The organism is Bdellovibrionota bacterium, assembly GCA_040386775.1.
Classification (GTDB): Bacteria; Bdellovibrionota; Bdellovibrionia; order Bdellovibrionales; family JAEYZS01; genus JAEYZS01.
The window spans coordinates 122,815-143,828 of sequence record JAZKEU010000013.1 but is presented as its reverse complement, the minus strand read 5'-3'; the positions used below and the strand labels follow the sequence as shown (position 1 = coordinate 143,828).

Here is a 21,014-nt window from a genome sequence, read left to right as displayed (position 1 = left end):
GGGCTGGATTAATGACTAGACCAATGGAGAGGAAATGGATAATTCTGGTCTAGAAATTTTGTTGTTCTGCGGGCACGTCTAATCTTAGATCACACTCGAATTCATTAGTGATTTTGCCATTTTTTTTGATGATCGTAGAGTATGATAGCTTATCGCCAGAAAACTTGACGTTGGTCTTTAATACCATCTTCTCTTTTTTGCAAATTTTTTCTCTAGTTTCATTGATCTCTGTCTCAGTATAAGTCGTATCAAACGTCATTGTGCAATCACGCTCTTTTTCTTCGTATTTCTTTTTCCCAAGAGATTGAGCTATCGGTTTTGACCCTAACATAAGCGTTACTCTGTCTGTAAGATCAATCACCGCCAATTCACCTTGAAGGCAACTTGGGTCCGAATTTTCAATTTGTACATATTTACCCAACTTAATGCCGGTGGTCTTTAAGAAATCTTTTTTTACTTTAGAAGGTTCCGCCGGGTCTGGAGAAAGCTCAGAGTCTGTGTTTGGAGTTTGATAAAACTCAAACTTCATTTCTTCTTTGGCAAAAAGATTTTGTGCGTTCAAAAATAAAGATAAGATTAAAATGTATTTCATAAAATTTTCTCTCATTTAGCCTTCGGCTTTGGTTTAGCTAGCACTGGTGTTTTAGGAGCTGATTTTGGTTTCGTAGCTCCACATCCAGGGAAGTCCATTATATGCCAAGATATCTCTGGCACAACTGTATGTTTTTTTCCAGTTTTTTTTCGTGTCCATGTCCACACATTTGTTCCTCGTAATTTATCCCAATATCCACTTCTATATGTCAAACCTCTGTTCTGCTTTGCATTGATATCTTTTAATATAGAAGCTGTGCATTCCATTTGAAAAGTAATGTCTTTTGAATCAATACCTGTATGCGGGCAAAATTTAGGATTTCTACCTGCAGCTTTTCTTTGCTGAGCACTGAACTCCATCTGGAATAAACCATCTGCGATATCATTGGCACCTTTTGCGCTTTCATTCGGATTACACGAAGACTCTTCTTGTGCCATGGAAGCTCCGAACCAAGCTTGCAAATATTCTTTTTTTGCATTGCTAAAATTTTTATAGTTAGGGCACACCGAAGAATAATCTATCGATAAAGGGCCCCCATCAAAATATTGCCAACCCACCTTCTTCATCGCTTGAATGAATTTCTTCCCGAGAGGTCCTAATTCACCATTTTTTTGAATGAAGGCAGAGCACATAGCATTGAATCCACCTTTGTACTGGAGTTTCGCTGCCATTCTATCACCAATCTGTTTTTTTTCAGCTGCGGACAATTCCGGTCCCTGAGGTATCCTTATGGAAGGTTTTTGCAATAATCTATCTGCTATCTCTCTCACAATATTTATGCCCGAAAGCACACCATCTGCTTTAGGCTCGGGTTTCAGCACCGGCCCACAATTGTCAGCACATTCGCTGGGTATCGGAATTTTTTTTCTAAAAACTCTATTGCTTGGGAGTCCCGGTATATATCTCTTAAATTTCCCATTTTCATCCAGTTCAATATATCCCGTAGCAACTAGCAAATTGTTACCAGCTTTTCGCGCTTTGCCGCTGGGTTCTTCAATCCTATTTATGTGACAAAATTGAATTTTTCCACTCGAGCCATAATCTATGTATGAATATTTAGAACAAGTGATCTTTGTTTGAGGCTTTAAACATCTAGGCCCCTTACACTCTTGTTCAGTGTTAAAACCATACTCACCAATATAGTAGTCTTTAGCTCTTTTATATATCCATTCTTTGTCAGGGCTAAGCTCATAACGTGCATAATCACTAGGCGGCGCACCCCAAGAATTGAGGCTGAAAAAAGACAATAACAATACGAGCTGTAACTTGTTGAATTCCACAAATTTAATTGTAGTGAAATCTCAAAGTTTTGTCACTGGACCAACGATCTAAATTTCGAATTTAAATCAGTCCATCTCTGCGTAATAATGCCTTTGGATCAGGCTCTCTTCCGCGGAATTTTTTGTACAGCTCCATCGGGTGCTCAGTCCCACCTCGAGATAAAATATTTTCCTTAAAAGCTCGCGAAACGTCTGGGTTAAAAAGGCCTTTTTCTTTGAAAAACTCAAAGGCATCTGCATCCAAAACTTCCGCCCATTTGTAAGAGTAATAACCTGCAGAATATCCGCCCGCAAAAATATGCGAAAAACTGCAAGAAAAATTTATTCCCGGCGTGGAATCAAAGAGTCTTGTTTCCGCTGTTGCTTCGTTTTCAAACTTTATAACATCAAGTCCATCTGTATTCTCAAGCGTATACCAGTTCATATCTAAGAGCGCAAAATTCAATTGTCTTAAACAGAAATAACCTGCCTGGAACTTCGAAGTTTTTTTAAGTTTTTCAATAAGATCCACAGGAATCTTTTCACCTGTTTTATAGTGAACAGCAAAAAGATCTAACACTTCTTTTTCTAAAAGGAAATTTTCCATAAATTGAGAAGGCAATTCTACAAAATCCCAATACACGTTTGTTCCAGAAAGAGACTTGTATGTGCACTTCGACAATAGCGCGTGCAAGGCATGACCAAATTCATGGAACAGAGTCGCTACTTCATCAAAAGTTAAAAGTGATGGCTCATCCTTTGAAGGTTTTGTAAAATTACAAACGATGCTCACATGCGGAACATCCATTTTGCCTTGAGGATTTAAACCTTGTTTCTTATAGTCTGTCATCCAGGCACCAGATTTTTTTGTTGGTCGCGGAAAGAAGTCGCAATAGAAAAGACCAATATAATCATTGGTCCTTGAATCATGAACTTCATAAACCTTCACATCGGGATGATAAACAGAAACATTTGTATTTGGTGTAAACTTCAATTGATAGAGTTTTGAAGCTACATCAAATACACCTTGAATGGTTTTATCAATAGAAAAAAATGGTTTTAATAATTGCTCATCAAAATCATATTTTTCTTTTTGCAATTGCTCCGAGTAATAAGAAAAATCCCAAGGCTTTAGGTCGTTAAGTTTATCCTTGGTAGCAGCAAATTCTTTTACTTCATCAAGATCTCTTAAGGCTGCGGGCTTTGAAGCCAACAGGAGATCCTCGAGGAATTGAATCACTTTTTTAGGTTTTTGTGCCATTCTTTCTTCAAGAACGTAATCCGCATAAGTATTAAAACCCAAAAGCTTTGATCTTTTCATTTTAAGTTCAAGTGTACTCTTGATCACTTCTTTATTGCTGTATTGATCCTCTACGCAGCGAGAACCGTAGGCTTTCCACATCAACTCTCTTCCCGCTCTGTCTTTTGCATATTTCATGTAAGGAATAAAGCTAGGAGCATCCAGCGTAAATAGCCAAGTGTTAGATAATTTTTTTTCTTCCGCTGCTTCTTTGGCAGCGGTTCTTACTGGAGCCGGCAAACCTTCTAGTTTTGATTCATCAGTAATTTGGAACTGGAAACTATTCGTTGATTTTAAAACATTGTCCGAAAATTTTGGACTGAGCTGTGATAGCTCCTCGTCTATTTTCCTTAAAGTTTCCTTCTGAGATTGATCCAATAGCGCACCGTTACGCACAAAAGATTTGTATGTGTTTTCTAAAAGTTTCTTTTGTTCGGCATCTAGATTTTCTTTTGATTCGTAAACGACTTTTACTTGCTTGAAGAGATCTGGATCCAAAAATATATCACTGCTAAAATTCGAACATAATGCCGAAACTTCAGGAGCCAGATCAGCAAGTTCGGTTTTTGCCTCGGAGCCATGAAGATTAAAGTATACCGTAGAAACCGTGTCCAATAACTCCGAAACATTTTCTAAGGCAAAAATGGTGTTTTGGAAATTAGGTTTTTTTTCTTCTTTAATTTTTTTAAGATTTATATGACCCTCTTCGATTCCTTTCTTTAGAGCAGGAATAAAGTGTTCGATTTGAATTTTATCAAATGGGATTGAGTTGAAAGGACCGACTTCTCTATTGATGAATGGATTTGACATATTATTTCTCGCTCTCACCTGATTCATTTTTCAGGAATTTTAAAATATCATCTGCTTGTTCCTTAGTGGATGCATTCTTATCTAACCAAGCCACTTTGCCTTCTTTGATGAGGAAAGCCTGTCTCTTGGCAAATCCCATCGTCGTTGGCACACCAAAAGCGTTGATGACTGTTTTTTTGTCATCGGCAATCAAATCAAAGGGCAGCTTGTATTTCTTTTGGAAATCTTTTTGAATTGCCACTTCATCCGCACTGACCCCAAAAATTGCCATTCCTTTTTTATCATGAAGTGCTTCGTAAGCATCTCTTAGTGAATTGGCCTGAGCCGTACATCCTGGTGTATCTGCCTTTGGGTAGAAGTATACGAGAACATACTTGTTGGTTTTATAGGCTTTGGCAAAATCAACAGATTTCCCATCTTGATTGATTCCCATAACGATGGGGGCTGGAGCTCCAACTTTTAATTCTTCAGCCTGAACGTCGAAAGAAAATAGCGAGAGCGAGAGCGAGAAAGTGATGTATTTTAAGAATTTCATTTTGATTTTCCTTATTTATTCTTTACGATTGAGTAATCATTCACTTCGTGAAAAGGACAATGTTATTTTATGATAAAGACCATAGGTTTACTACTGATTTCAAACTTGTTTATGACCTTTGCTTGGTATGGTCATTTAAAGAATTTAAAAGAAAAGCCACTCTATATTGCAATCCTTGTGAGCTGGTTAATTGCATTTGCTGAATACGTCTTTCAAGTCCCGGCCAATAGAACAGGTATAAACTACTTCACTTTACCTCAACTTAAAGTAATTCAAGAAATCATCACAATGATTGTGTTTGCAGGCTTTGCGGTACTTTATATGAAAACGCCTATATCAAAGAATTTTATGTATGCTTCACTGTGTTTGGCAGGTGCAGCGTATTTTATCTTTAAAGACACCGCTGCATAGCATCTAACCCATCAGCGGCGCTTCTTCCTTATCATCAGATTCTTTTTCTTCATCAAAACTGGACGGCAAGAAGCCCCCCGCTTGCATATTCCACATCTTCGAGTAGTGACCACCGAGTGCAATGAGCTCATCATGATTTCCATCTTCAATGATTTTACCTTCGTGAAAAACAATAATTCTATCAAGTTGCGAAATTGTCGAGAGCCTATGTGCAATCACAAGTACCGTTCGATTTTTCATTAATTTTTTTAAACTCACTTGAATTAATTTTTCAGTAAAGGAATCCAGTGATGATGTTGCCTCATCCATTAAAAGTATAGGAGCATTCTTTAAAAATGCTCTAGCAATCGCGATTCTTTGTCTTTGTCCGCCAGAGAGCTTAATCCCTCTCTCACCAACTAGAGATTTATATTGTAGGGGCTTTTCTACAATAAAATCATGAGCGTGAGCATCTTTTGAAGCCTTGATCACTTCTTCGTCGGTAGCTTTGATTCTACCATAACGAATATTCTCCATCAGTGATCTGTGAAATAACATTGGTTCCTGCGGAATCACGCTCACATCTGCTCTCAAAGAATCCTGAGTCACCTTGCTGATATTCTGATTATCAATAAGGATTTCACCTTTATTGATTTCATAAAATCTTAAAATTAAATTTAAAAAAGTAGACTTTCCGGATCCTGAAAATCCGACTAAGCCCACTTTCTGTCCCGCGGGAATTTTTACGCTGAGATCTTCAAATACTTTTTTCCCTTCAGAATATTCAAAACCTACGTTTTTGAATTCGATTTGACCATCTGGCACCTTAATTACTGTCGCATTGTCGCTGTCCACAATATCATGTGAAACAATCATAATTCTCACGCCGTCTGTGACGTTCCCAATGTATTCAAAAAATTCCAGGAATCTACGGCTTAATCCTCTAGCATCGTTAATGATCAAAAGTGAGAGCGAGGCAATCATCGAAAACTCACCTACCGTGATTTCACTTTTTTGCCATACTGTTAGACTGTAAAGGATCATTGCAACTTGTAGAACAAGCGTTGAGACAAACTGAAACCATCTCATCTTTTCCATAAACCAAAAAGTTTTTCTTGCTAGGTCGACTTCGTTGTTTAAATGATTTCCAAGATGATTTCTTTCAAAATCAAGTTGCGTAAAGAGCTTCGTGTTCATGATGTTGGTGACAGCATCCACAATCTTTCCACTGACTGTACTGCGAGCTTCTGCATAGTTCTTGGCGTACTCACGGCATTTACGAGCCAAGAAATACGACACCGTGATGTAGAATAAAATCCATCCACCCAAAAACATTCCCAATCCCACGTGCGCATTCAACAATAAGTAAAGCGAGAAGGAGAAGGTAACGATGATTGGCCAGAAATCAAAAAGAATTGTCCATGTCGAGTGATTCACACTCATCGATACTTCGTTGATACGATTTGATAGTGACCCCGAAAAATGCGAAGAGAAAAATCTTTGAGAATGATATTGAAGATAGTGATAAAGATTCACTTTTACACGCCTTCTCAGGGTAGGCCCAATTATCACCAGCATTGCGCCGCTGGCTCTGCTGAAAATTAAAATTCCTAAACTTAAACAAACAAAAAGAATCAGAGGATCTTTGTACTGAACAAAGATTGACCCATTGGGATCTAAATTTTGAAGTGTATGCACATCGATTAGTTTTTTGATGGCGTAAGGAATCATGATTTGGCAAGCAGCTTGTCCCATTTCTAACAAGAACATGAGAGCGAGACTCCATTTATAAAAACTAAGAAAATGAAGAACGAATTTTACAGGTTTATTGGGTAACGCCGGCGCGTCTTTAGAATTTTGCAATACGTCCGGCGTATTAGAAGCTCCAGATTTCATAAGCTACGATAATATAACTTAAAACTTAACTCCACAACCATAAGGCTTAGAAGTTGAAACTTTAACAGGTTTTCCTGCAAGAGATTCTTTAAGGGCTAGATCTACATAGTTTGTAGATTTAGGAATATCCGCAGCGTCTGAAGAATCATTGTCATCAATAGCTCCGTTGTAAACCAGAACACCCTCTGGATTGATAACGAACATGTGCGGAGTAACTTTTGCTCCGTAAGCCTTGCCCATTTTAGCGCCCTCATCCAGTAGAATTGCAGTTGGAGCCATATTCCACTCTTTTGCTTTCGTTTGAGCTTGCTCTGGAGTCCAGTGACCTTGTTTGCCTTTTTGTGAAGAAGCAACTGTCAGCCACGCAACATTTTTGCCAGTGTATTCTTTCTGAAGCTTTTGCATATTGTTTGATTCATAATGTTTTTTAACAAAAGGACAGCCTTCGTTCATCCACTCAAGAACTACGAATTTTCCTTTGAAATCTGCCAACTGAACAGTCTTACCGTTCATATCTGAAACTTTAAAGTCTGGAGCCTTTTCTCCAACCTTTGCTGCAAACGATACAGTAGCCATAAATAGCGATAATAGCAGTGCGCTTAATTTGATCATAATAATGTCTCCTTCTATTTGTGTAAAATTCTAGAGTTGCTTATGGTAAAGATCAATCCCAGATTTGTTAAAGTTTCTTGAGACTATTTAGCACAATATCATCTGTAAGAATCTCGGGCAGGACAAGGGGCTTATCATCCTTGTTTTTTGTATATAAAATGTAAAGAGGAACACTGTTTCTATCAAATGCTGCCAAAGCCTTTGTGATTACAGGATCTTGATTGGTCCAGTCCGCTTTCATAAGCACAACGCCTGCCTCTTTGAAAGCCAATTGAATTTTGTCAGTATTAAGAACAACTTTCTTGTTCACCTGGCAAGTTATGCACCACGCCGCAGTGAAATCCACAAATACAGGAGCCCCTTCATCCCGTAACTTTTGAAGTTCAGTTTCAGAATAAGAAATCCAGGCTCCTTCATTTTTTATGTTTTCCGGGCTCTGAAGTTGCAGTGACAGCACCCACCCCAGCCACACCACCGTCAATAACATTGGTATTGCTAAGATTTTTTTGAATGTGATCATCCACGGACCTGGCTTAGGAAGTTTTCGAATCCAAGAAGGAAAGTAACTCAATATTAAATATGGGACCGCCATTCCAAATCCCAACATCAAAAAAATAAATACGGATTGAATTGGCGGAAGTGTAATTGCAAATCCAAGTGCCGAACCCATAAAAGGAGCCGTACACGGAGTTGCAACAAGTGTCGCAAGAATTCCTGTAAAGAAGGAACCTCCATAGCCTTTTTGTCTGGAAACTTTGTTCCCAACGCCCGCTAGGTTTTCCCCAATTTCAAACACTCCCCAGAGATTAAGAGCAATAAGAAAAAATAAAACCATCATGAAAATTACAAAATATGGCGATTGCAATTGGAATCCCCAGCCTAGACTTTGTCCGAGTGATCTTAAAATTAAAAGAGCACCACTCAAAATCAAAAACGAAAGCAGAACTCCTGCAGTATAAGCCCACCCGTGATTAGAAATTTCTGTATTCGTTTTTTGACTTGAATCTACAAAACCTAAAATTTTAATAGAGATCACCGGAAATACACACGGCATAAGGTTTAAAATCAATCCTCCTAAGAAGGCAAATGCCAGAGCCATCCAAAGAGAGAGACCTGCTCCTTTAGCTTCACTAGAAACTTCAAAAGATAGTCTTGGTTCACCTTTTTTCTCTAATGCTAAAACTCCATCAATGAATTCAGGATTTTCTGTCAGTGAATCACTCTTTTTGATAGTGAGCTCAATGTGGTTTTTATCAGTGGACATTTCCTGTGGAGCTGCGTGGGCAATGTATGTCCCATCATTAGGAAAAAAATAAGCTTTTTCGAAAGACTTTAAATCCATGTCTTCAGAGGAGAATTTTAATTTGAATGTCGAGGCATCTTGATCAAGCGAAAGCTTGATGTCATTGGTAGCGATGGCTTTTAACGAAAGATATTTTTCGATTTCTTTTGAGTCAGAAAAAGATATCTCCTCTTCGCCCACTGGAATTGTGAGTTTCAGCTGTGCTTTTCCGGGAATGCATTCAATCTTACAAACCAACCACGAAGCCTCACCTGCAAGTTGAAAATTATTTCCAGAAAACTTAACCTCCATTGGAAAAATAACTTCTTTTTCATAACCGTAGTTTGCCAGAGGCTCGATGTGAAATATATGTGGGGTCGGCCAGCTGAAGCTGGAAATTTGGACTTTAGATTGTTCCCATTTAATTTTGGGGGCTGTACCTGAGTCCCCAGGATTTTTCCAATAAATGTGCCAGCCCTTTTCGATAATGAATTTTAAGCCAACTTTAAAGTCTTGATTGGAAGAAATTTGATCGTGATCAGCAATCAAAGACACGATCACATGATCGCGTCTTTGCATCTCAGACTCTGCAGCAAAGAGATTCATAGTACAAAACAGAATGAGTACAATAACTGAGAGCTTCATGAAATCCTGTTCGATTAAGAAAGAGGCAAGATTATCCTCTAAGTTCTCTTCTTAAAATCTTACCTACATTTGTTTTTGGCAATTCTTTGCGCCATTCAATAGATTTTGGACGCTTGTAATTTGTAAGCTTATCTTTACAGAAATCCAAAACATCTTGTTCTTTTAGATTTGGATCTTTCTTCACGATAAAAAGTTTTACGGCTTCACCAGAATGTTCATCTGGAATTCCAACAGCCGCGACCTCCAGAACTCCTGGATGACTTGCCACTACATCTTCGATCTCATTTGGATAAACATTAAATCCAGAAACAAGAATCATATCTTTTTTGCGATCTACAATTTTAAAGAACCCGGAAGAATCAGAAACTGCAATATCGCCCGTGTGCAACCAGCCATTTTTGATCACTTTATCAGTTTCATCCGGACGATTCCAATAACCTTGCATCACTTGCGGACCTTTTACACAAAGCTCTCCTGGCTCGCCCTCTTTAACTTCTTTCCCGTCATCATCCAAAAGCTTTACTTCCGTTGATGGGACTGGCATTCCGATGGTTCCTATTTGGTCGCCACCTCCAACAGGGTTGCAACACACAATTGGAGATGCCTCAGTTAATCCATAACCTTCTATAACAGTAGTTCCGGTTTTTTGTTTCCATTTTTCTGCAACTGCTTTTTGCAGAGCCGTAGCTCCCGCCACAGAGAGCTTTACACTCTTAAAATTAATTTCAGAAAACTTAGGATTATTCATCAGAGCATTGAAGAGCGTATTCACACCTGTCATGACTGTGAACTTGTGCTTTTTTAATTCTTTAATGAATCCAGGAATATCTTTTGGATTTGTAATAAGAACATTCTCTCCGCCCTTAGACATCATAATTAAGCAATTCACTGTAAGAGAAAAAATATGATAAAGCGGAAGCGCCGTAATGATCACCTCTTCGCCGTCTCTTAAAAGTGGAGACATCCATTCTTTTGCCTGGAGCATATTCGCAATAATATTTTTATTTGTAAGGATTGCGCCTTTAGAGACTCCGGTAGTTCCTCCCGTGTATTGAAGGAAAGCCACTTCATCAGATTTGATATCTACTTTTTGATATTTCTTTTTTGCACCAATAGACAGTGTTTCAGCAAAGCTATATGCACCCGGAAGACTGTAAGCAGGAACCATTTTCTTTACGTTTTTTACAACTGAGTTCACTAGTAGTTTTTTAACAGGCTTAAACATATCTCCAAGTTCTGTCACAACGATATTGATGTGAGGGAAATTGGGGAGAATTTTTTCTAGGTTCACGGCAAAATTCGCAAAGATCACGATGGCCTTAATGCCGGAATCTTTAAATTGATGATCCATTTCTTTTACTGTGTAGAGAGGATTTGTGTTCACTACGATCAGTCCTGCCTTCAATGCGCCAAAGAGAGCGATGGGATATTGAAGACAGTTCGGCATTTGAATCGCTATACGATCACCTTTTTTTAGTTTCAGCTCGTGTTGAAGAAACGATGCGAAATCATCACTGAGCTTATTGACTCGGTCAAAAGTTAGACTTTCGCCCATATTTGTGAAGCTTTTAAGGTTACTAAATTTTTTGCAGGATTCTTCTATAACTTGAACGATGGATGAGTACTGATTGACGTCGATTTGCTCTGGAATACCTTTTGGATAGTTTTTATGCCAGTAAAAGCTCATTAATCCCCCGATTAAGTTTGTAGTTAGTGATATGCAATACTACAAAAGCTAGCACAAAAAAAAACGCAAGTCTCAGGATTTCCCCATGGCTTGCGTTTTTTAGATCTATCTCTAGTCTATGACTAAATAAAATTAGTTAGATTGAGTTGTTCCAGCATCAGCAGGAGGCGCTTCTGTTGGTTGACCTTCTGTTGGAGCAGTTTGCTCTACAGCAGTTTCTTCAGTTGTTGTTTCAGCAGTTTTATCTTTTAAACATGCAGTCATTGAAGTTGCTAATACAGCTACTAGAGCAAAAACACCTAACGATTTTTTTACGTAAAGTTTCATGATAGTGATTCCTTTCAGTTTGTTAAACAGTTCAACTGAATATAGTTTTATTGAGGGGCAGAATTCAACTAATGCGCGTTGCATTAAGCATATTGATTTTACTAAACTATATGAAAAAAAATTCATTTATACATCATACTCAACAATTGCCCTACACCTACAAAAATGGAACCCTCTACATATGGAAAATTATTATAAACCTGCGCACTTAAAATCTAAATTTTCTGAATTATACAACAAGCATGAAGCTCATTTGATGATTGCATTTTTCGTGGGCGGATTTTTATTTGATCTCGTCACACTTTCTGACCCCGATGATCTTTTTGCAATCTTTCAACAGGTTGCCTATCTGACAATCATTGGAATGATTCTTTATTATGATGTTCTAAATTCATTTCAGAAAATTCAAATTCCTGCGAAGCTTACCAAAATTTGGGAGTACCGTCAGCTCGTTGTACACTTTTTGTTTGGTTCACTCTTAAGTCTGTATTCTATTTTTTATTTTAAAAGCTCATCACTGCTGAGTTCTTTTGTTTTTATTATTATCATTGGCGCAATTCTCATAGCCAACGAAATGTCGAGGGTTCAGAGTGCTGGTCACTGGCTAAAGTTTGGGATGTTCATTCTTTGTTTGAATGCTTTCTTCTCTATGCTCTATCCAACAATTTTGGGTTTCATTGGGCTGATTCCTTTTGCGCTTGCTGTGTTATCAACAATTGGCTGTGCGTACTTTTTATTTAAAAAAATTCTTCCCAGAGATATTGAAAAAGTATTCATTCAAAAGCAGCTGTTCATGCCAATGGTAGTGGTCCAATCTGCTTTTATATTATTTTATTTTGCCGGATGGATTCCGCCCGTTCCGCTCTCCGCTAAATACATGGGAATTTATCACAACGTAGAAAAAAAAGATGGGAAGTATCTTTTGTACCACCAAAAGCCTATCTGGAAATTCTGGCAAAACGGTGATCAAGCTTTTGAGGCCCAATTCGGTGATAACATTTACTTCTTCACAAATATTTATTCGCCAGCAAGATTTTCTGATCAAGTGAATATTCGATGGATGCATGATGATCCAATTCAAGGCTGGACAACATGGGATTTGATTCCAATGACGATCTCTGGCGGCAGAGAGGATGGCTTTCGAGGGTTTACGTACAAGTCCAAATACCAGCCCGGAGACTGGCGTGTACAAATAGAGACGACAGATGGCCGCGAAATCGGTAGAATTTATTTTTCTGTGTACACCGAAGAACAAAGTGAACAGCGAGAATTTAATATTGAAGAGCGGTAAATCGATTTTATTTGTTGGAAAGAGGCTCGACCCTATTCAAAAAGCAGTTGAATTGGGATTTGAAACTTATGTTCTAAATTTAAAAAAACCAAAATTCTCGACTAAATCATTTGGGTCAAAAAAATATTCAGAAATGGTTTTTAATGGAAACTATGACATGTTTAAAAACATGTCCTTCGATGCCATTATACCTCTCACAGAAAAATCAATTCCTATTGCTCAACAAATTCTTAAAAAATCCCTTTCAAAAAAAGCTGATCTAGAAAAATTCAATCTTTGCCACGACAAATTTGAAATGAAAAATCATGCCAGAAAGCATCATATCCCGATTACAGATTTTATTTTGATTGATGAAGCCACAACTCCTGAAGAGTTAGCACAGAAATTTGGATTTCCTATTGTTCTAAAAGAGCGAGACAGCTCGGGCAGTCGCGGTCTTGTGATCGCCAATAGCATTGATGGCCTTTCTGAAATGAAACCCAATATGCTAGCCGAAAAATACATTAAAGGAAAAGAGTACAGCGTTGAAAGTTTTGTTTGCAATGGCGAGATTATTTTTTCAAATACAACAGACTATCATACTCACCACGTATGCAATATTGTTCCTGCAAAACTCGATGAAATTTCTAAAGATAAACTTTCAAAATTCAACTCGCAAATTATCAAAACCTTTGGAATCAAAAATGGTATTGCTCACGTTGAGTACTACTTGACTGAAAAAAATATTCTCTTTGGAGAAATCGCCATTAGACCTCCGGGTGGATACATTATGAAGTTGATCGAACTCTGCTATGGATTTTCACCATGGAAAACTCTCATCGACATCGAATGTGGCAAGGCACCTTCGGTAAAAGCCAAATCAAATTGCCACGCCGCTGTTTGGATTCTACATCCTGGAGAGGGTGTTGTCGAAAGAGAACCGGATTATGCTTCTCTTTTACAAGATCCAAATCTGGTGGATATACAATCTGGTTTAAAATCAGGAATGACAGTAAAAAAACGAGAGGGCTCTGGTGAAGATTTTGGAAGAATTCTTATGCAATCCCAAGACTACAATTCACTTCTCGAAACAATCAAAAGCATAGAAGAGCTCGTTTGAATTTAATTTATGGACAGACTTCTTCGATCCAAGATGAAATTTTACTGGATTGTCGTTTTAAACCATCGCGATTTCTAAGCCACCAAACGCAAACTTTTCTGTCTTGAGTTGGTATTTCATAAGGGATTTCGATCAATTCATTATTTTTCAAATGACGATCAACCAAGATTTTAGGAACTAAGCTCCACCCTAAATTCGCGCAGACAGCCGATCGAATACCGATAAGATTATTAATGCTGATGTCTGATTTTTTGATTGCAGCACCAGATAAAAATAAATCCACATTGATATCACGGTGACTAATAAAAGGTTTGTCTTTTAGAAACTCTAAAATATTTTCGCTTTTTGATTTTATGTTTTTTTTCCAAGATACCGGCGCTATCAGTATCCATTTTTCTTCCGTTATTTGTTTGTGAGCAATCTCTGGATTTTCTGGGGGGTGGCAGGCAACAACAAAATCAACATTTCCACTGACCAGCGACAACTCGAATCCCTCATCGGGGACAGATAGGGATACAGATATATCTTCATTAAAAAAATCTTTGAGTTTTGATAAATTAGGAATAAGAACTTCTTCACCAAACCACATTGTACTTGCAATGCGGAGACTATCGTTTGAAGAAAATATTTTTTTCTGACTCAAAATACTCGATTCCGTCCAAGCGACCAAATCCATACCTCGTGAGGTAATTTGCCAACGATTATTCACCTTCTGAACAAATCCATGCTTACTAGAAATATGCTGCACACGCCTAGCCAATCCCGCAGGGTCACAACCCAGAAGCTGAGCCGCCTCACGCAAAGATTTGGAATCCTTAAGAGCTTTGAGAATCAAACAATCATCAGACGATACGACAAATTTATCCATGTTGATAATATACGATGATGGGCTAGATATTTGTCAACACTAGCCAAGCACCTATCAAGAAATTTAAAAGTGTAAGCATATTGTACAGATTATATAAAAAATACTCTATTGCTCGCGCCTCTAGAGTTTCAACATGAAGCTCTGTTAACCGCCTAAAATATATGCTATTATGCCCATTCTCAATATACGCGTAAGCATAAAGGAAAATGGCTATGTTAAAACTTTTTATATTCGTTTCTCTAATGAGCAGTGTTTTTACATATCATAATGTCGCTAATGCTGCGAGCTATTGTGCGACTTTGTTTAGGTTAGATTCCAATTCTGTAACTTACCAGATTGAAAAAGAAAGAACCAACCAAGTACAAATCGCAAGAAATGCGATTTCTTTTGTCTCTATGGAACCGCTAAATAAGCTTGCAAAGCGCCTTGGAATAGACGAGTTTTCTCAGCAAAAAGCTTTAGATAGCGGAAAGATTGTATATGTTATGGAAGTCAGCAGTGAAAAAGAGCTTAGACCCTTCTTAAAAACTATCCAACAAATGCAAAGAAACGGTGAAATCGAACATTCTTCTTATGGATTGAGAAAAGTAGAAGAGGGAATTCCTGCAGAGAGCCTATCGTTTTTTACCGGTTTGATTACAATCCGTTTTAATGAACCATTAAACTCTAAGCAAATTACAAGCATAGCAAATAATCTTGGCATATCTTTAGTGAAAGTGAAGCAAAATAAGAATAAGCTTATAAAGCCGCAGTATATTTTTGAGGTGGCGGATAGCAATTTTAAATCTACTGGACAATCTTTAGACATTTTAAACATCATAAACGAGATGCCTAATGTAGAAGCGGCTTTCCCTGATTTTCACTCTAAATTCACTAGACAACACCGCTAAAAGAACTCAAGATTTTCTCAATGTAAGCCGATCTATTGGCATACAAATACATTGGAGTTGATGATGGGTTCAATACGAAATAAATTTTCATATAAATCAGTAAGTATTTTTTTAACTGTAGGTATGTTGGCCCTCACTAGCTTGCTATTTGTTAACTGTTCAGGTGGAGGATCCGGTGGAAATGGTAACAACGGTGGAAATAACGGGGCCGGCGCACTACAAAGTCTTACGCCACTCCATGGACTGTGGATACAAGGCAACTGCGTTCAATTGAGTTCCACTTCATCTACAAAAAATTTCTATCAAATCGCGAATGTCAATAGTACAACCGTATCGCAAAATTCCGGAAACATGACTTACTCAGGAACTGCCTGCGTAGGCACAGGAACCATAATATCTAACACGTATATTGGACAGGCTGTTTTTAATGGTACTGATGATTACGTGGATGCTACTCACGGAGCTAGAAAATTCTTTCACGGAACTGTCACCATGGTGAGCGGCCTTGTTCAGGATCAAATTTGGGCTTTAAAAACAAACACCTTGTTGTGTATATTTCCCGATGATCCTACTTTTATTAACGCGGAACAAATCAATACCTACGTGAACACAATTTCTAATAACGATTGTCATACTAAAAATTAACTGCATTTAGCAGCTGCGAAACACAAGTAGGCTGGCACCTTTCCGCACCTTTGTCTTGTGTTCCCTTTAAATTTTTAGAAATTCACTCAACGTAAGTCCAATAGAATTCTTCAAGTATTTAAATCCCCTTTATATCCGTCGATAAGCAATTTGACGTGTAAAGGGTTAAATATGGCATTTAATTACGAAAAAAATAAAAACTCCGAAGGCAATGATAGTTTTTGGACATCGTACTCAGATTTATTTTTGGGTTTGAGTACAATTTTTTTATTGCTGTACGTGATGGCAAGTTTACGCACTGGAACAGATGCAATCAAAAGCCAATCTGACAATCAAAAACTTTCTACTCGCGTTGAGGAATTAGAAAATCAATTGAAGATGTACGAGTCTGTGAAGAAAAACTACATGGACACCGCCGCCAAAGACGAACAGCAAGAATATCAAGATCTTATGGACAAGTTGACTCTTCTCCAAGAAGAAGCCAAATCAGAAAAAGATCGCTTGGCTAACGAAGCTACTGAGAATGGAAAGAAAGCTCAAGCTCTGAATAAATATCAACAGATGGTTCGTAATATTTTGAATGCTAACAAAGTAGCAAAATCTAGAATCGTGACAAGAAACGAAATCATTACAGATCAAGATACACAAATTGACGAACAACAAAAAGATATCGGTACATTGAAATCTGACATTTCTCAAAAGACTCAATTGATAGAAGAAGGAAATCGTCAAATCGCTGCCAACAAGGCTGCCCTTGAAAAGAAAATGAAAGAGCTTCAATTTGCTTATAAGAAAAATAAAATGACGAAGACTGCCTACAATAAACAAGTTCAGACTATTAAAGCGCAGAATGAACAACGTTTAGCAGCTCTTCAATCTACAAATCAACAGTACAATCAACAATTGGCTCAGGCGAACCAAGAGTTGAATCAGTTGAATTCTGCTCTTGCCGGAACGCAGGCGGAGCTTTCACAAACCAAAGAAGAAGCCGCTGCTAGAGCCGCAAAAGAAGCTCAGTTCCGTGCGGAAGCTGGCAAGAAAGCAGCAGAACTCCAAGGAAAAGTTGCCGGTCTAAAAGGTCAGTTGAAATCTACGGAAGGCGATCTCGCAAAAGCCAAAGAAGAAATTGATACTAGAAAAGCCGTAGCTAAAGAAATCAAAGCTGGATTTGCGAAAGCTGGAATCAAAGCCGACGTGGATATGGGAACTGGCGACGTGGTTTTGGATTTTGGTGATGCTTACTTTGATAGTAACTCAGCAAATCTAAAACCTGAAATGAAGAACGTGATTGAAAGAGCAATGCCAATTTATTCTAAGTCTTTATTTGGCAATCCTAAAGTGGCAAGTAAAATTTCAAATGTAGAAATTATTGGGTTTGCTTCGCCAACCTATCAAGGTCGATTCATCGATCCCAAGAGCACAAAGCCTGAAGACAAGGCTGCTCTTAAATACAATATGGATTTGAGTTACAAACGCGCGAACGCAATCTTCCAACATATCGTAGACGGAAAAGCTTCTGGTTTTACAAATCAGCAAGAGTTGATGTCTCTTATGAAGGTGTCTGGAAGAAGCTTCCTCGACGTTTTAAAAGTTAAAGATAGAAATATTGCATCTGCAGCGGAATTCTGTCGCGTGAATGATTGCCGCAAGGCTCAACGCGTGATCGTACGCTTCAGTGTGGATGGTAAGTAAATTTTAGCACGCGTTTAGATATCTAAAGCGCGCTACCAAAGGTTAAGAGGAGAAGGCCCTATGACAACTAAACTCTTTGCAGAATATTTTATTCTCGGCTTGCCCTATGCAATGGCCGTTGTATTTGTATTCGGCGTAATGTTCAGAACATTAGTTTGGTACACCGTAAAAAGACACGAGTGGTTTTCAAGAGAATTTGAAAAACGTGTGAATAAATTTATCGATGCAGAAGTTCCCGGTGCCGTAAAAAATGTCTCTTTCTACGCTCTCTCTAAAAAACTGCTAGAAAAAAGCTTTTATGAAGCCTTTGCCGTGCGTGATAGAACGAATCGTCGCAAAAATGATGGCGTAATGAAAACAAGCGACCGTATATTTCTGGTAAAACAAGGCTGTGCATGGCTAGTGAGAGATATTTTAAAGCAATTGAAATTTTTAAAATGGAATGAAAGCAATCCAAAATTATTAAACATCACAAAGGCTACGTTCCACCATAATCCATGCTTCAATAGAGTGTTTGGCATCATTCCCATCACAGGATTGAACGACCTTATTAATATCCTGCCAGGTCTTTTTGTCATCGGTGGTATTTTGGGTACATTCATTGGTATTGCTGGGGGCCTTGAGGGCTTAGGAGGAATGAACTTACAAGATATCGACGCTACAAAAAACATTATGGATCGCTTCCTATATGAAATTTCATTTGCGATGAAGACCTCTATCGCAGGAATTGTATTCTCGTTGATGGCTCACGTAGTGAATGTTCTATTTTCTCCGGAGAGAGCTTATGTTTCGATGGTAGATCGCTTTGAGAGTTCATTAGATCTTTTATGGTACAGAAGCGACAACAACAATTTCCCATTAATGGATGCGGCGTTTGATGAAAATCGTGATCCATTAGAAGCCTTAGCAGAAGATTCTATCAATACAGAATTGGGCACTCAAACTAGAGGCCGTGAACTGACGAAAACTCGTCCATTCAAGGTTTCATAAGAAGGAATTAAAGTGGGAGACACAAAGCCATCCATTCAAGTGACCATCACGATTGATGGAACTACGACTCATAAAAAAGTCAAGATGGAGAGCTTCGTCATCGGACGTCACGCGAACAGTGATGTCAACGTCCTTCACCCTCAGGTGAGTCGTCACCATTTAAAAATAACTACTGAAAATCATAAACTATTTTTTGAAGATATTGGATCTTCTAATGGAACTTATAAGCAAGGCAAAAGACTTCCAGTAAAAACAATTTTTCCATTTGAGTCGGAAGATGTTATTCAGTTGGGTGAAGACGGGCCAACAATCCGAGTAAGTATTGAAGAGAAAAAGCTTACAATGCCCACTTCCCTTCCACAATTACCAGAATCTCCAAAAACCCCTATGGCGAAAACCTTAGTCGCCGATCCACTGTCTCAACCTCTGGCTGCGCAATTTGTCCCACCGAGTTTGCAAAAGGAATCAGATAAATCTCTGATTGAAGCCAACAAGCAAGCTCTTCAAATTTTACACAAAGCGGAACTTCAAGCTGAATCGAAAGCACAAAGTGCCTACAAACATGCTATAGAAACTGAGCAAAATGCAGAAAAGCATTTTCAAGAACGTCTAAAAGCTGCAAATGTAGAAGCTCAAAAAATATTTGAAGAAGCGAGAGAAGAAAGTTTAAAACTTCTGCAAGAAACTCGCGCACAAACCCAAACCCTAAGAGACCAAGCTGAAAAAGATGCTAGAGAACTTCGTAAATCCACTGAAGAAAAATGTATTGAAATTCTAAAAGACTCTGAAGCTCAAGGGCAGATGATTAAAACAAAAAGATTATCTGAAGCTGATGAAATTATCGAAAAGAAGGGCCAAGAACTTTTGAAGGCTACATATGAAAAAATTGAAAAAGAAAAGACCGCTGCCTTAACGCAATTGGATTCATTAAAAGCAAAAACCTCTAGAGTTCGTGAAGACATCCAAGCAGCTGAGGAAGAAAAGCTTAAAGCTGACAAAAATCTTGCTGAATTAAAAAGAGAGATCAAATCCCAACAAGATGACCACGAGGCTAGAAAATCGAATTACGAAAAAATCAAATCTGATGAAAAAAATATGCTATCTCACATAGAACTTATGAAAAAAGAGTTGGCAGAGCAGGAAAAGACTTTGTCTAAGAACAAGAATGACTCTGAGAAGCTGACTCTGGCATTAAGCGCGATGAAACAAGAAAAAGAAGACAAAGAAAAAGAGATGAGCTCGCAACTTCAAGCTTTGAAAGCAAAGATAGAAGAAGAAAAAGCACAAATCACCCAAAAAGAAACAGACCGAACAAATCAACTGAAGCTCCAAACAGCTGAAGCCATCAAAAAATTCGAAAAAGAATTGATTGATGAGATAATGAGTAAAAAAACTCAAATGGCCAAAGAAATTCTTCTGCAAGTAGAGTCCCTATGCCCTACTGTGGCTATGAATGATGATTGGAAATCCAAACGTTCAGAGTTGGATCAAGTCTTTCAAGAAGTTATTGGAAATTCCGGGCAAGCCTCTGCAAATAAAGTGATTGATGGCAAAGCGAAAGGTAGAATCTCTACGAGAACAAGAGAGAGAACAACATCTTTGATGCTTGGATTAGCCTTGGGAATATTTGCAGCCATTGGTGGAGAAAAAGCTCTCGAGCATATGGATGGTAATTCACCTATCGAAAGAATGGTTGCAAACGCCATTAATAATACAAAGGTAGAATTAGAAAAGAGAAAGTTTAATCCTCCACAGGAAACAGAACTCAAAAGTAATTATGTAGATGCTGTGATTTACACAAAAGACTTCACAACCTTATATACTGATGCAACTTACCAAGAAGCTTGGTCAAAAGCCGCCACATTGTATTTGCTTAAAACATGGCGATTGGACGAAGATAGATCCACAAAGGCTCTCGCCGTTTCTGCCGCTCTTGTTAAGGACCTTGCAGAAAAGAAAGAAAACATTCATCCCGATTTCGTTAAAAGCGGATTAGAAAAAATGCGTGCCACAGAAAAAGAAACGATGGCCCGTCTCAAAGAAGAATTGGGCGGCGAGGTTCGCTTAGAATCTTTCAAAAAATTCGAAAAACGCTTTTTTGAGAATTACGACAGAACCCCAGCAAGCTCCCCATAGAAGCAACCTTGTCCGGATTTTAATTCCGTCCATGACCCAGAACACTTAAAGATACTATCTTGAGCTGC

18 protein-coding genes are annotated in these 21,014 nt (G+C 38.2%); 8 read left to right on the top strand and 10 right to left on the bottom strand.

The annotated features are described in order from the left end of the window. Positions 1–49: 49 nt before the first annotated feature. The 4 genes from V4596_08700 to V4596_08685 form a co-directional block, all read right to left on the bottom strand. Positions 50–592, bottom strand: a complete 543-nt coding sequence (locus V4596_08700; protein MES2769211.1) for a hypothetical protein — start codon at positions 590–592, stop codon at positions 50–52. Positions 593–603: 11 nt separating this feature from the next. Continuing rightward, on the bottom strand, positions 604–1,872 hold the full coding sequence (locus tag V4596_08695) for a hypothetical protein (protein MES2769210.1): 1,269 nt from the start codon (positions 1,870–1,872) through the stop codon (positions 604–606). A gap of 61 nt (positions 1,873–1,933) precedes the next feature. Beyond that, positions 1,934–3,961 carry a M3 family metallopeptidase gene (locus V4596_08690; GenBank protein ID MES2769209.1) on the bottom strand — a complete coding sequence of 676 codons (2,028 nt, stop codon included), beginning with the start codon at positions 3,959–3,961 and terminating at the stop codon, positions 1,934–1,936. A gap of 1 nt (position 3,962) precedes the next feature. Further along, positions 3,963–4,496 (bottom strand): peroxiredoxin, encoded by a 534-nt coding sequence (locus V4596_08685; protein MES2769208.1) that lies wholly within the window; start codon positions 4,494–4,496, stop codon positions 3,963–3,965. Positions 4,497–4,565: 69 nt separating this feature from the next. On the opposite strand from V4596_08685, the gene V4596_08680 reads away from it, so the two are divergent. Continuing rightward, the gene (locus V4596_08680) at positions 4,566–4,907 is read left to right on the top strand and encodes a DMT family protein (GenBank protein MES2769207.1); all 342 of its coding nucleotides are present in this window, start codon (positions 4,566–4,568) and stop codon (positions 4,905–4,907) included. A gap of 3 nt (positions 4,908–4,910) precedes the next feature. On the opposite strand, the gene V4596_08675 is transcribed toward V4596_08680, so the two are convergent. The 5 genes from V4596_08675 to V4596_08655 all read right to left on the bottom strand — a co-directional run bounded on the left by V4596_08675 (position 4,911) and on the right by V4596_08655 (position 11,335). After that, on the bottom strand, positions 4,911–6,782 hold the full coding sequence (locus V4596_08675; protein MES2769206.1) for an ABC transporter ATP-binding protein: 1,872 nt from the start codon (positions 6,780–6,782) through the stop codon (positions 4,911–4,913). An 18-nt stretch (positions 6,783–6,800) separates the two neighbouring features. Then, positions 6,801–7,394 (bottom strand): thioredoxin family protein, encoded by a 594-nt coding sequence (locus V4596_08670; protein MES2769205.1) that lies wholly within the window; start codon positions 7,392–7,394, stop codon positions 6,801–6,803. 67 nt (positions 7,395–7,461) lie between these two features. Further along, positions 7,462–9,321: a thioredoxin family protein gene (locus V4596_08665; protein MES2769204.1), complete on the bottom strand. Its 1,860-nt coding sequence runs from the start codon at positions 9,319–9,321 to the stop codon at positions 7,462–7,464. 31 nt (positions 9,322–9,352) lie between these two features. Next, a complete protein-coding gene (locus tag V4596_08660) occupies positions 9,353–11,008 on the bottom strand; it encodes an AMP-binding protein (GenBank protein ID MES2769203.1) in 1,656 nt (551 codons plus the stop codon). Between the two features lie 132 nt (positions 11,009–11,140). Then, positions 11,141–11,335 (bottom strand): hypothetical protein, encoded by a 195-nt coding sequence (locus tag V4596_08655; GenBank protein MES2769202.1) that lies wholly within the window; start codon positions 11,333–11,335, stop codon positions 11,141–11,143. A 181-nt stretch (positions 11,336–11,516) separates the two neighbouring features. Between V4596_08655 and V4596_08650 the strand changes: the two genes are divergently transcribed. Together V4596_08650 and V4596_08645 are read left to right on the top strand one after the other, a co-directional pair. Next, positions 11,517–12,626 (top strand): DUF2914 domain-containing protein, encoded by a 1,110-nt coding sequence (locus V4596_08650; protein MES2769201.1) that lies wholly within the window; start codon positions 11,517–11,519, stop codon positions 12,624–12,626. Beyond that, positions 12,592–13,725: an ATP-grasp domain-containing protein gene (locus tag V4596_08645; GenBank protein MES2769200.1), complete on the top strand. Its 1,134-nt coding sequence runs from the start codon at positions 12,592–12,594 to the stop codon at positions 13,723–13,725. Before V4596_08650 ends, V4596_08645 begins: the two co-directional genes overlap by 35 nt. Positions 13,726–13,732: 7 nt before the next feature. On the opposite strand, the gene V4596_08640 is transcribed toward V4596_08645, so the two are convergent. Further along, positions 13,733–14,593, bottom strand: a complete 861-nt coding sequence (locus tag V4596_08640; protein ID MES2769199.1) for a LysR family transcriptional regulator — start codon at positions 14,591–14,593, stop codon at positions 13,733–13,735. Positions 14,594–14,805: 212 nt separating this feature from the next. Here V4596_08640 and V4596_08635 point away from each other — a divergent pair, with 212 nt between their 5' ends. The 5 genes from V4596_08635 (at position 14,806) to V4596_08615 (ending at position 20,946) form a co-directional block, all read left to right on the top strand. Next, positions 14,806–15,483, top strand: coding sequence for a hypothetical protein (locus tag V4596_08635; protein MES2769198.1), 678 nt, complete (start codon positions 14,806–14,808; stop codon positions 15,481–15,483). 63 nt (positions 15,484–15,546) lie between these two features. Then, the gene (locus tag V4596_08630) at positions 15,547–16,128 is read left to right on the top strand and encodes a hypothetical protein (GenBank protein ID MES2769197.1); all 582 of its coding nucleotides are present in this window, start codon (positions 15,547–15,549) and stop codon (positions 16,126–16,128) included. A 171-nt stretch (positions 16,129–16,299) separates the two neighbouring features. Continuing rightward, a complete protein-coding gene (locus tag V4596_08625; protein MES2769196.1) occupies positions 16,300–17,820 on the top strand; it encodes a microtubule-binding protein in 1,521 nt (506 codons plus the stop codon). Positions 17,821–17,880: 60 nt separating this feature from the next. After that, a complete protein-coding gene (locus tag V4596_08620; GenBank protein ID MES2769195.1) occupies positions 17,881–18,810 on the top strand; it encodes a hypothetical protein in 930 nt (309 codons plus the stop codon). 12 nt (positions 18,811–18,822) lie between these two features. After that, the gene (locus V4596_08615) at positions 18,823–20,946 is read left to right on the top strand and encodes an FHA domain-containing protein (GenBank protein ID MES2769194.1); all 2,124 of its coding nucleotides are present in this window, start codon (positions 18,823–18,825) and stop codon (positions 20,944–20,946) included. The last annotated feature ends 68 nt before the right edge of the window (positions 20,947–21,014 follow it).

Bases quoted from the DNA above. Each gene is read 5' to 3' on its own strand.
- V4596_08700 (MES2769211.1), bottom strand. From the start codon at position 592: ATGAAATACATTTTAATCTTATCTTTATTTTTGAACGCACAAAATCTT.
- V4596_08690 (MES2769209.1), bottom strand. From the start codon at position 3,961: ATGTCAAATCCATTCATCAATAGAGAAGTCGGTCCTTTCAACTCAATC.
- V4596_08685 (MES2769208.1), bottom strand. From the start codon at position 4,496: ATGAAATTCTTAAAATACATCACTTTCTCGCTCTCGCTCTCGCTATTT.
- V4596_08680 (MES2769207.1), top strand. From the start codon at position 4,566: ATGATAAAGACCATAGGTTTACTACTGATTTCAAACTTGTTTATGACC.
- V4596_08675 (MES2769206.1), bottom strand. From the start codon at position 6,782: ATGAAATCTGGAGCTTCTAATACGCCGGACGTATTGCAAAATTCTAAA.
- V4596_08670 (MES2769205.1), bottom strand. From the start codon at position 7,394: ATGATCAAATTAAGCGCACTGCTATTATCGCTATTTATGGCTACTGTA.
- V4596_08665 (MES2769204.1), bottom strand. From the start codon at position 9,321: ATGAAGCTCTCAGTTATTGTACTCATTCTGTTTTGTACTATGAATCTC.
- V4596_08660 (MES2769203.1), bottom strand. From the start codon at position 11,008: ATGAGCTTTTACTGGCATAAAAACTATCCAAAAGGTATTCCAGAGCAA.
- V4596_08655 (MES2769202.1), bottom strand. From the start codon at position 11,335: ATGAAACTTTACGTAAAAAAATCGTTAGGTGTTTTTGCTCTAGTAGCT.
- V4596_08650 (MES2769201.1), top strand. From the start codon at position 11,517: ATGGAAAATTATTATAAACCTGCGCACTTAAAATCTAAATTTTCTGAA.
- V4596_08640 (MES2769199.1), bottom strand. From the start codon at position 14,593: ATGGATAAATTTGTCGTATCGTCTGATGATTGTTTGATTCTCAAAGCT.
- V4596_08635 (MES2769198.1), top strand. From the start codon at position 14,806: ATGTTAAAACTTTTTATATTCGTTTCTCTAATGAGCAGTGTTTTTACA.
- V4596_08630 (MES2769197.1), top strand. From the start codon at position 15,547: ATGGGTTCAATACGAAATAAATTTTCATATAAATCAGTAAGTATTTTT.
- V4596_08625 (MES2769196.1), top strand. From the start codon at position 16,300: ATGGCATTTAATTACGAAAAAAATAAAAACTCCGAAGGCAATGATAGT.
- V4596_08620 (MES2769195.1), top strand. From the start codon at position 17,881: ATGACAACTAAACTCTTTGCAGAATATTTTATTCTCGGCTTGCCCTAT.